A 9,405-nucleotide genomic window follows, 5' to 3' on the forward strand; every position below is an offset into this window, starting at 1 on the left:
AGCCTGGACGCGGTATCGGCGTCGTCTTCCGCGTGTTTACCTCGGTTGCGACGCAGGAAGCGGCGTTTCGCGCGCGTTGGACAATATTTCTCGTGCGTCGCGCAATAGCGCTGCCGCCCTGCAGGGCGGGATGACGACAGAGGGATGACAACGGGCGGTAAACCCACTATACTGCGCGCCGAAGCTGACCAGACAGTCGCCGCTTCGTCGTCGTCCTCTTTCGGGGGGAGACGGGCGGAGGGGAGGAAAGTCCGGGCTCCATAGGGCAAGGTGCCAGGTAACGCCTGGGGGGTGTCACAGCCCACGACCAGTGCAACAGAGAGCAAACCGCCGATGGCCCGCGCAAGCGGGATCAGGTAAGGGTGAAAGGGTGCGGTAAGAGCGCACCGCGCGGCTGGTAACAGTCCGTGGCACGGTAAACTCCACCCGGAGCAAGGCCAAATAGGGGTTCATAAGGTACGGCCCGTACTGAACCCGGGTAGGCTGCTTGAGCCAGTGAGCGATTGCTGGCCTAGATGAATGACTGTCCACGACAGAACCCGGCTTATCGGTCAGTTTCACCTCTTTATGTCAAAACCCCGCTTCGGCGGGGTTTTGCTATCTGAATCCGTGACGCAGATGAATGACTGTCCACGACGCTATACCCAAAAGAAAGCGGCTTATCGGTCAGCTTCACCGCTTTACGCAAAACCCCGCTTCGGCGGGGTTTTGCTATCTGAATCCGTGACGCAGATGAATGACTATCCACGACGCTATACCCAAAAGAAAGCGGCTTATCGGTCAGTTTCACCTCTTTACGCAAAATCCCGCTTCGGCAGGGTTTTTGCTATCTGAATCCGTGACGCGGATGAATGCCTGTCCACGACGCTATACCCAAAGAAAGCGGCTTATCGGTCAGTTTCACCTCTTTACGCAAAACCCCGCTTCGGCGGGGTTTTGCTATCTGAATCCGTGACGCGGATGAATGACTGTCCACGACGCTATACCCAAAGAAAGCGGCTTATCGGTCAGTTTCACCGCTTTATGTCAAAACCCCGCTTCGGCGGGGTTTTTTGCTATCTGAATCCGTGACGCAGATGAATGACTGTCCACGACGCTATACCCAAAAGAAAGCGGCTTATCGGTCAGCTTCACCGCTTTACGCAAAACCCCGCTTCGGCGGGGTTTTGCTATCTGAATCCGTGACGCAGATGAATGACTGTCCACGACGCTATACCCAAAAGAAAGCGGCTTATCGGTCAGCTTCACCGCTTTACGCAAAACCCCGCTTCGGCGGGGTTTTGCTATCTGAATCCGTGACGCAGATGAATGACTATCCACGACGCTATACCCAAAAGAAAGCGGCTTCTCGGTCAGTTTCACCGCTTTATGTCAAAACCCCGCTTCGGCGGGGTTTTTGCTATCTGAATCCGTGACGCGGATGAATGACTGTCCACGACGCTATACCCAAAGAAAGCGGCTTATCGGTGAGTTTCAACTATCTCTATAAAACCTCTCGACGAAGGTGTTTATTTTTAATTTCAGTCGGTTGTAAATCAGGTTTGTAGAATATCCACTTTTAAACAGTTTTTTGGCTGCTTTAAACACCGGATTCGTTAATACTGTCACGCTACGATGTTTTATTGTCTATCCGTTAGTCTCCATTCCCTGATTTGCAGCGGTCATCATTCAGCTTAATGGATAGCAGGTTTATAGGTTATCCAGACAGGAGTGATAGACGTGAAAAATGTAGTATTATTCCCGCAGCTCAAATCGGCAATAGCCTGGCTTATCGGTCATGGTGAAACAATTATGCAGTTTGCCTGGAATATCGTGGCAGCGCTGATTATTCTTTTTGTCGGGCGAATGCTTGCAAAAGTCCTCGCTAAAGCCTTCGAGAAAATTCTCTTACGACGCAACGTCGATGCGACAATCGTTCATTTCTTTGCTGCGCTCGTTCGTTATATTACGATGGCTTTTGCGATAATCGCCGCATTAGGTCGGGTAGGGATTGAGACGTCTTCCATCATCGCGGTTATTGGCGCGGCAGGGCTGGCAATTGGTCTGGCGCTGCAAGGTTCGCTTTCTAACTTTGCCGCTGGTGTTCTGTTAGTCACTTTACGTCCTTTTCGGGCCGGCAATTTTGTACAGGTCGGCGCGATTTCTGGTATGGTGCAGTCCGTACATGTTTTTTCAACAACGCTACTAACCGTTGATAATAAAGAAGTTATTATTCCTAATGGTAAAGTCATCGCCGACAGTATTGTGAATTATTCCTGCCATCCTTTTCGGCGAATCGATCTGACCCTCGGCGTGGCCAGCGAGACTAAAATTGTGCAGGTTAAGCAGGTCATTCAGGCTATCATTGATAGTGAAAAGCGAATCGATCAATCTCGTGGTACTACGGTTCGTCTGCTTGAAATGATGCCGGGCACACTTAACTTTACTGTTCGTGTCTGGGTGAAAAATAGCGAATATTGGGAGACTTATTTTGATTTTCTTGAGGCGATTAAAGAAGCGCTCGATGAACATCAGATCACCCTCGCCGCGCAACGGATGGATATTAATTTAACCACCTCGACGTTATCGGACCTAAAAAAATAAACAATGTGGATGTTTAGCTTATAGATCATTTGATCTATGAATGCATTCAACCTCTTTTACAATTATGTTCATGCTTTTTTACACATCGCCATTATTGTTCAGGGAATAATAGTGCGTCTTATCATGACGCACTTATACAGGATAATAAAATGACAAAAGTATCACGAGCTATATTATTGACCGCCGCCGTTGCAGGTTTTTCGCTGGCGGCGCAGGCCGCGGAAGTGACTGCGCCAGCACCCGCTAAGGACCCTATCGTTCAGCACTTAAAACTGACTTCCGATCAGGTGAGCAAAATTAACAGTCTGCATCAGCAAATGGAAAAAAACGTTGAGCAGATTTCACAGCAAGACATTAAAGATGGCGCGCTGATTAACGTGATTGATTCCGGTAAATGGAATGAGAAAGCGGTGAAGGATCAGCTGGCGGCATTCAGTAAAATTGATCAACAGGTACGTTATTATCGCGTGAAGTACTATTTTGATGTGAATCAGGTACTGACGCCAGAGCAGCGCACCCAGGTGAAAAAAGATCTTGCCGACGCGCTGAGTGAATAATGCCATCAGCCCCTTTCGGGGCCGGTATTAGCGGCAGGCCACCAACGATAGCCGAATAATCCATGCTGCAGCTTCAGGCGAGACTTTCTTCATCCCGCAGGCGAATCTCCGCCTCGGCGACGATGGCTTCCAGTTCGCTAAGCATCTCATCATAACCAAAGCTGACGACGCCGACGGTTTCCGGCGGCGTCGGGGCTAGCGGCGTCGGAGACGCCTTTTTTCTGTTTTTCTTCTTACTCACTGACAGACTCCATCCCTTCCGTTGTTACACCGGTAAATCTATCAGCAAAGCGCGCAGCGGCGTATCGGCGACGAGGGTAATGTTAGCTTCGTCACGAATAAATGCCCCATCACCACAGGTGAGAGCCTGTTTGGGTTGTTCCTGCGCGACGGCATGGACGGTGCCGTGGATCGACTGCAGGTAGGCGCGCGGGCCATGCAATTGCACGTTGATCTGCTCACCTTTTTCCAGCGCGATGTGATAGACCCAGGCCTGCTGGCGAAGCTGGAGGCTATTATTCCCCCCATCCGGTGAGGCCAGCAGCTGTAGCGGCGCGTTGGCGACCTCGATTTTCTGCTGCAGCGGGTTTTCCCGCTGCGGGCAGGCATCGAGCCATAGCTGCATTCGCGTTAACGACTGCTCTTTGCTCAGATTGTGCTCGCTATAGCTCACGCCAGGCTGAGTGGCGATAATCAACGCGTCGCCGGCCCTGGCCTGCAGGTGATTGCCGTCGCTGTCGCGATACTCCGCTTCGCCTTCCAGAATCAGGTTCAGGATATCGACCTTGGGATACGTTCTGGCCTGGAACGAGGCCCCGGGGGCCAGCACTTCCTGATTGAGAACGCGTAAGGACGCGAAGCCCAGTAATTTTGGGTCGAAGTAGTGGCCAAAGGAGAAGGTGTAGCGGGCCTGCAGCCAGCCGAAGTCTGCTTGTCCGCATTGTTTGGCTGTTCGGGTAGTAATCATGTTCTTGACCTCTCTTTACACTAAATCAATGGTAAAGGTATGGACGCTGTATTGTTAGCCAGATATTCTGCCCGGTATGTTCAAATTTCCTGAATGAGAAAGCGATGGCTAAAGAGAGAGCATTAACGCTGGAAGCGTTACGCGTGATGGATGCGATCGACCGTCGCGGGAGCTTCGCTGCCGCGGCTGATGAACTGGGACGCGTGCCTTCCGCCCTGAGCTACACCATGCAAAAACTGGAGGAAGAGCTGGACGTGGTGCTGTTTGACCGCTCGGGTCATCGCACAAAGTTCACCAACGTCGGGCGTATGCTGCTGGAGCGCGGTCGCGTGCTGCTCGAGGCGGCGGACAAGCTCACCACCGATGCCGAAGCCCTGTCTCGCGGCTGGGAAACTCACCTGACGATCGTCACCGAAGCGCTGGTGCCCACGCCGGATCTGTTTCCGCTGATTGAGAAACTGGCGACCAAGTCCAACACCCAGCTGTCGATTATCACCGAGGTGCTGGCCGGCGCCTGGGAGCGGCTGGAGCAGGGGCGGGCGGATATCGTTGTCGCGCCGGATATGCATTTTCGTTCTTCTTCGGAGATTAACTCGCGCAAACTCTATTCGGTGCTCAGCGTGTACGTCGCGGCGCCGGACCACCCGATCCACCAGGAGCCTGAACCGCTCTCCGAGGTCACCCGCGTCAAATACCGTGGCGTCGCGGTGGCGGATACCGCGCGCGAGCGGCCCGTTCTCACCGTTCAGCTGCTGGATAAACAGCCGCGCTTAACGGTGAGCACCATTGAAGATAAGCGTCAGGCGCTGCTGGCCGGATTAGGCGTGGCGACCATGCCCTATCCACTGGTGGAGAAGGATATTGCTGAAGGACGCTTGCGGGTGGTCAGTCCGGAATATACCAATGAAATTGACATTATCATGGCCTGGCGACGGGACAGCATGGGCGAAGCGAAGTCCTGGTGCCTGCGCGAGATCCCTAAGCTGTTTGCCGGCAGATAGTCGAGGACGCTCCTCCCGCTAGCGGGAGGAGCAGGAAGATCAGTAGGAAAAGGGTTTTGGATCGGGCCCGAATCGGTTGTTGCCTTCCGTTCCGCGCTGGCAGTTAAAGATCAGGATCACCAGCCAGCCGATGACCGGGATCAACAGCAGCAGCAGCCACCATGCCGAACGGTCGGTGTCGTGCAGACGCCGAAACTGCACCGCCCACCACGGTAAAAAGACCAGTATGCCATAGATGGTCGTCAGAATGCCTTCTCCGCCCGCCCGCTGCCAGCCCAGCATTTTATCGATGATGCTCAATACGCCGGTCAGGATGAGGTTGACCAGAATAAACATCCAGTACTCTTTGCGCCGCGCACGGCCGCCAAATCCTATATAGTTTTTTAATACCTTGAGATACCAGTCCATTTCTACGCCTCAATTAACCGTCAATCACTTGTTTTTTAAGCGATCGCAATAAGAATAGACGTGAATGAATGGTGGGTAAATATCTGTTTTCTGAATTATTGGGCGCCATCACTGGCGCCCGACGGATCAACGGAAGCGCTGGTCGCGACCGTGTGGTTCGCTGAGATCCTGCTGCGGCCCAATGGAGATGATGCCGGTAGGGTTAATGGTTTTATGGCTGCGGTAATAGTGGTGACGAATATGCGGAAAGCTCACCGTCTCCGCGATACCCGGCATCTGGTAGATGTCGCGCAGGAAGCCGTAGAGATTGAGATAATCGCTGATGCGTCGTTTGTCGCATTTAAAATGGGTCACATACACCGGGTCGAAGCGTACCAGCGTCGTCCACAGGCGAATATCCGCTTCCGTCAGCTGATTGCCCGTCAGGTAACGATGCTGACCGAGGATCTGCTCCAGCCGCTCCAGCGAGGTAAACACCGCATCCACCGCTTCGTCGTAAGCCTGCTGACTGGTGGCAAAGCCGGCTTTATACACGCCGTTATTGACGTTGTCATATATCCAGCCGTTCAGTTCATCGATTTTTTCCCGCAGCGCCGGCGGGTAGTAATCCCCGGCTCTGGCGCCCAGGCCATCGAAGGCGGTATTAAACATACGGATGATTTCTGCCGACTCATTGCTGACGATGGTCTGCTGTTTTTTATCCCATAGTACCGGGACGGTGACGCGACCGGTGTAGTGCGGGTCGGCGTGCAGATACAGCTGATAGAGAAAATCGTGCTGATAAAGGGTGTCACCGGTGGCTTCCGGGAAGCTGTTGTCAAAAGTCCAGCCGTTTTCCAGCATCAGCGGATTGACCACGGAGACAGGGAGAAAAGGCTCCAGTCCTTTCAGCTTACGCATAATTAACGTGCGATGCGCCCACGGGCAGGCGAGAGAGACGTACAGATGATAGCGATCTTTTTCCGCCGCAAATCCCCCTTCACCACTCGGTCCGGCCGCGCCATCGGCGGTGAGCCAGTTACGGAAGGCGGAAACGGAACGCTTAAAACGCCCACCGGTGGATTTTGTGTCATACCAGGTATCCTGCCAGACGCCGTCGACTAATTGTCCCATCTTTATTCCTCCTTCAGACTTCAGATAGCAAAAGCGAGGAGTGGTCTCCTCGCTTTTTCATTCATTCAGTATAGTGCGCTTACCATTTCTTATTCAGTACACGGTCGATACTGAAGGCGCCCGGTCCGGTAATGGCCAGCAGCAGGTAACCGCCAGCGATGGTCAGGTTTTTCATGAACATCAGGGAGTTCACGCCTTCCGCAAAGTTGCTGTGGAACAGGAACGCGGTCAACAGCGTAAAGCCTGCGGTGAACAGCGCGGTGGTCCGGGTCAGGAAACCGAACAGAATCGCCAGTCCGCCGCCGAATTCAAGGAGAATGGTCAGCGGCAGCAGCGCACCCGGTACGCCCATGGCTTCCATATACTGCTGGGTTCCCGCATAACCGGTGATTTTGCCCCATCCTGCAGTGATAAACAGAATCGGCATCAGAATGCGCGCTACCAGTACACCAACATCTTCTAATTTTTTCATTTCTTACTCCAGAAAACCCAAAGGGCGGCGGTTTTGTTTTTTAGCGCAATCCCGCGTAGTTACGCGGTGTTGCTGTCGATGGAGAGGATAGTAGCGAGGCGGAGAGGGAATTGTTAGCAAGGAAAACTGTAGATCTAGTTCAAAGTTTCTGAGTAATCGGTAAGAGGGGGCGAAAAATGCCTCAACGCGATAGGTCACGACCGGCGCTGGTAAAGGCCTGGCCGGGCGGAATGGCGTGGGATCAGAAGTCTGGCTGACCGCGGATGGCGGCCAGGGGGCAAGTTTTTACGCACGGCGTTGCGTATCGGGCGAGGAAGTGGCAGAGCGGGGCGCCGGGAAAAGCGCCCGCGCTCCGGGCGGCTAACGGACTGCCGACTGGCGCAGGATCCCGCGGACCAGCCGCCAGGTACTCCATAAACCCAGTCCGCGTTTGGTCCAGCGCATTAAAAAATGCGGGTGTCGGACGGACCACACGGCCATCAGACCGCTGCCCACCATCAGCCACGAACGTAAACTAAGCAGCGTATGCCAGCCGCGGTCTAAGGGCGCAGTCGCTTCCAGCCAGTGGCGGCGACAGGCGCTCAGCTCCAGCCGTTGCTGCTGGATCTGGCGCAGCAGCTGCGCCTTTTGCCGTTCACGCTCCTGTCGGCCATTCATGGTTTATCTTCCTCCAGAAGGGCACGGTCGTTCTCCAGCTCTCTTCGCGTCAGGCGCAGCAGCGTGGAACGTCGCGCCTTACGTAAGGTAAGGATACCGACAATCGCGGCGGCGAGAAGCAGCACGACGGTGGTGGCGATCATGACGTGCAGGCGGTACTGAGCGTCAACGGCCCAGATAACCAGCACCAGCAGACTCATGAGGCCAAACGCGGCAAACAGCAGCGTCAGTCCGGTCATGATCAGCAGCTGGAAGAGGTTGGCTTTCTCCTCCTCCAGCTCCACGACGACCAGGCGCAGCCGTGTTTCCACCATTTCGACCAGCAGCGTAACGATACGCTGGCCAATGGAGAAGACGCGCTGACCCGGCCCCTGCGTGTGTTGAGTATTCGCCATAATCAGCGACGCGACAGCAGGACACCCAGCACCAGCCCGACGGCGGCGCCAATCCCGACCCCTGTCCACGGATTTTCGCGAACATAATCATCCGCTCGCGCGGCGGTCTCACGAGTTTGACGCAGAATCGCTTCGCTGGTCTCACCCAGACGGGCGCGGCTCTCTTTCAGCGCGCTCTCGGCTTTACTGCGCAGTTTACCCATCTCTTCTTTCGACTTGTCCGCCGAGGAATTCAGTACTTCCTCCAGGGTGTCCGCCAGCGTTTTCAGTTCTGCACGAAGGTCGTCAGTCACATTCTCTTTAGCCATGTCGTTCTCCTGTAGCGTGGTCCGTATTGCGAAAGTTAATAGTGATTAGTAATCCCGAGACTCCAGCGTTTTCAACTCCTGTTGCGCTTCATTGAGTTTATGCTGGCGTTTGTTGATTTTGTCCGCATCGCCTTTCTTCCGGGCTTCCTGCAGATCGCGCTGACGTTCAGCGATCTCTTCCCGCTGTTTGGCAATTTTTTGCTGATGATCGGCTTTGAGTTTACTGTCGCTGCAGTTCTCCCGTACCTGGCGTAGCGCGGTATTTAGCCCATCAATGCGACTTTGATTGTGATGCTTTTCGGCATAGCTGATCTCTCGTTGAATATCCTGCTCTTTTTCCTGGCAGGGAGAGGCGGCTATGGCGCTGGCGCTAAGTGAAGACAGGGCCAGAAGCAGAGCGATGCGGTGTTTCATGGATAGTACCTTCCATTGTCTTAGGGGATACCCGGAGGATAAACCCGTTCCCGTTGGTAAACGTGAATGCGTTGATTCACGCAGGTTTAAGCATAGTAACAAATGCGGGAAACCACCAGACTGCGTTGAAAACGCAGTCTGACGGCCGTTTACCCGAGCCGATGCGGCGCGTCGCGCAGGCGGGATAACCAGGCGGTGGGCGAGTTATCGTCTTCCAGCAAGGCGATAATATAACCATGAGGCAGAGCGCGGCCGAGAACTTCTTTCGCCGCCGCGCCCTGGGCGGTGGAATCAAACTTAATCAACAGGCCATCCTTTTGCGGCGTAATGCTCTTGAAGCGGATACCGTTGGCGTCGAGGTGATGCCAGACGGAGAAACCATCCGGCATACTGACGCCCTGGCCAACCGGACGGATCGCCAGCGTGGCCTCTTGCTGCTGCACCGCCAGCCAGAGCCAGAACAGCGCGCAGAGCAGAAGAGAGCCACCCAGCAGCCAGCTGAGCTGGCGCAGGGAAGGGCGTTTTATGAC

13 protein-coding genes and 1 other RNA gene are annotated in these 9,405 nt (G+C 54.3%); 4 read left to right on the forward strand and 10 right to left on the reverse strand.

Features of this window, described 5'->3' with window-relative positions; all coding sequences use genetic code 11:
• Positions 1 to 180 precede the first annotated feature (180 nt).
• The 3 genes from rnpB (at position 181) to L2I46_RS08335 (ending at position 3,140) form a co-directional block, all read left to right on the forward strand.
• An RNA gene (gene rnpB, locus L2I46_RS08325) (RNase P RNA component class A) lies at positions 181 to 563 on the forward strand.
• A 1,156-nt stretch (positions 564 to 1,719) separates the two neighbouring features.
• A complete protein-coding gene (locus tag L2I46_RS08330; RefSeq protein WP_032454163.1) occupies positions 1,720 to 2,583 on the forward strand; it encodes a mechanosensitive ion channel domain-containing protein in 864 nt (287 codons plus the stop codon).
• A gap of 149 nt (positions 2,584 to 2,732) precedes the next feature.
• Positions 2,733 to 3,140 (forward strand): Spy/CpxP family protein refolding chaperone, encoded by a 408-nt coding sequence (locus tag L2I46_RS08335; protein WP_032454162.1) that lies wholly within the window; start codon positions 2,733 to 2,735, stop codon positions 3,138 to 3,140.
• A 73-nt stretch (positions 3,141 to 3,213) separates the two neighbouring features.
• Here the strand turns inward: L2I46_RS08335 and L2I46_RS08340 are convergent, their stop codons facing one another.
• Positions 3,214 to 3,381 carry a hypothetical protein gene (locus L2I46_RS08340; protein ID WP_004206134.1) on the reverse strand — a complete coding sequence of 56 codons (168 nt, stop codon included), beginning with the start codon at positions 3,379 to 3,381 and terminating at the stop codon, positions 3,214 to 3,216.
• Between the two features lie 24 nt (positions 3,382 to 3,405).
• The gene (locus L2I46_RS08345; protein ID WP_023291096.1) at positions 3,406 to 4,107 is read right to left on the reverse strand and encodes a pirin family protein; all 702 of its coding nucleotides are present in this window, start codon (positions 4,105 to 4,107) and stop codon (positions 3,406 to 3,408) included.
• A 104-nt stretch (positions 4,108 to 4,211) separates the two neighbouring features.
• Between L2I46_RS08345 and L2I46_RS08350 the strand changes: the two genes are divergently transcribed.
• Positions 4,212 to 5,108 carry a LysR family transcriptional regulator gene (locus tag L2I46_RS08350; RefSeq protein ID WP_004144865.1) on the forward strand — a complete coding sequence of 299 codons (897 nt, stop codon included), beginning with the start codon at positions 4,212 to 4,214 and terminating at the stop codon, positions 5,106 to 5,108.
• Between the two features lie 39 nt (positions 5,109 to 5,147).
• Here L2I46_RS08350 and L2I46_RS08355 read toward each other — a convergent pair whose 3' ends face one another.
• From L2I46_RS08355 to mzrA, 8 genes are all read right to left on the reverse strand, one after another.
• Complete coding sequence (locus L2I46_RS08355) at positions 5,148 to 5,516, reverse strand: DUF805 domain-containing protein (RefSeq protein ID WP_017900662.1); 369 nt, start codon at positions 5,514 to 5,516, stop codon at positions 5,148 to 5,150.
• A 126-nt stretch (positions 5,517 to 5,642) separates the two neighbouring features.
• Complete coding sequence (locus L2I46_RS08360; RefSeq protein ID WP_065805125.1) at positions 5,643 to 6,629, reverse strand: glutathione S-transferase family protein; 987 nt, start codon at positions 6,627 to 6,629, stop codon at positions 5,643 to 5,645.
• A gap of 79 nt (positions 6,630 to 6,708) precedes the next feature.
• A complete protein-coding gene (locus L2I46_RS08365) occupies positions 6,709 to 7,101 on the reverse strand; it encodes a DoxX family protein (protein ID WP_002917920.1) in 393 nt (130 codons plus the stop codon).
• A 360-nt stretch (positions 7,102 to 7,461) separates the two neighbouring features.
• Positions 7,462 to 7,758, reverse strand: a complete 297-nt coding sequence (locus tag L2I46_RS08370) for a YqjK-like family protein (RefSeq protein WP_023291094.1) — start codon at positions 7,756 to 7,758, stop codon at positions 7,462 to 7,464.
• A complete protein-coding gene (locus L2I46_RS08375; protein WP_023291093.1) occupies positions 7,755 to 8,153 on the reverse strand; it encodes a phage holin family protein in 399 nt (132 codons plus the stop codon). Before L2I46_RS08375 ends, L2I46_RS08370 begins: the two co-directional genes overlap by 4 nt.
• A gap of 2 nt (positions 8,154 to 8,155) precedes the next feature.
• Positions 8,156 to 8,461, reverse strand: a complete 306-nt coding sequence (locus L2I46_RS08380) for a DUF883 family protein (RefSeq protein ID WP_002917916.1) — start codon at positions 8,459 to 8,461, stop codon at positions 8,156 to 8,158.
• A gap of 45 nt (positions 8,462 to 8,506) precedes the next feature.
• Positions 8,507 to 8,875: a DUF1090 domain-containing protein gene (locus L2I46_RS08385; RefSeq protein WP_004206124.1), complete on the reverse strand. Its 369-nt coding sequence runs from the start codon at positions 8,873 to 8,875 to the stop codon at positions 8,507 to 8,509.
• A 149-nt stretch (positions 8,876 to 9,024) separates the two neighbouring features.
• Positions 9,025 to 9,402, reverse strand: a complete 378-nt coding sequence (gene mzrA, locus L2I46_RS08390; RefSeq protein WP_072096611.1) for an EnvZ/OmpR regulon moderator MzrA — start codon at positions 9,400 to 9,402, stop codon at positions 9,025 to 9,027.
• Between the last annotated feature and the right edge of the window lie 3 nt (positions 9,403 to 9,405).

This window comes from Klebsiella sp. 2019SCSN059, assembly GCF_021739525.1.
Lineage (GTDB): Bacteria > Pseudomonadota > Gammaproteobacteria > Enterobacterales > Enterobacteriaceae > Klebsiella > Klebsiella quasipneumoniae.

What these genes read in the sequence shown, in the direction of transcription:
- L2I46_RS08385 (WP_004206124.1), bottom strand. Translation starts at nt 8,875, where the DNA reads ATGAAACACCGCATCGCTCTGCTTCTGGCCCTGTCTTCACTTAGCGCC.
- L2I46_RS08365 (WP_002917920.1), bottom strand. Translation starts at nt 7,101, where the DNA reads ATGAAAAAATTAGAAGATGTTGGTGTACTGGTAGCGCGCATTCTGATG.
- L2I46_RS08380 (WP_002917916.1), bottom strand. Translation starts at nt 8,461, where the DNA reads ATGGCTAAAGAGAATGTGACTGACGACCTTCGTGCAGAACTGAAAACG.
- L2I46_RS08355 (WP_017900662.1), bottom strand. Translation starts at nt 5,516, where the DNA reads ATGGACTGGTATCTCAAGGTATTAAAAAACTATATAGGATTTGGCGGC.
- L2I46_RS08350 (WP_004144865.1), top strand. Translation starts at nt 4,212, where the DNA reads ATGGCTAAAGAGAGAGCATTAACGCTGGAAGCGTTACGCGTGATGGAT.
- L2I46_RS08335 (WP_032454162.1), top strand. Translation starts at nt 2,733, where the DNA reads ATGACAAAAGTATCACGAGCTATATTATTGACCGCCGCCGTTGCAGGT.
- L2I46_RS08345 (WP_023291096.1), bottom strand. Translation starts at nt 4,107, where the DNA reads ATGATTACTACCCGAACAGCCAAACAATGCGGACAAGCAGACTTCGGC.
- L2I46_RS08370 (WP_023291094.1), bottom strand. Translation starts at nt 7,758, where the DNA reads ATGAATGGCCGACAGGAGCGTGAACGGCAAAAGGCGCAGCTGCTGCGC.
- L2I46_RS08375 (WP_023291093.1), bottom strand. Translation starts at nt 8,153, where the DNA reads ATGGCGAATACTCAACACACGCAGGGGCCGGGTCAGCGCGTCTTCTCC.
- L2I46_RS08360 (WP_065805125.1), bottom strand. Translation starts at nt 6,629, where the DNA reads ATGGGACAATTAGTCGACGGCGTCTGGCAGGATACCTGGTATGACACA.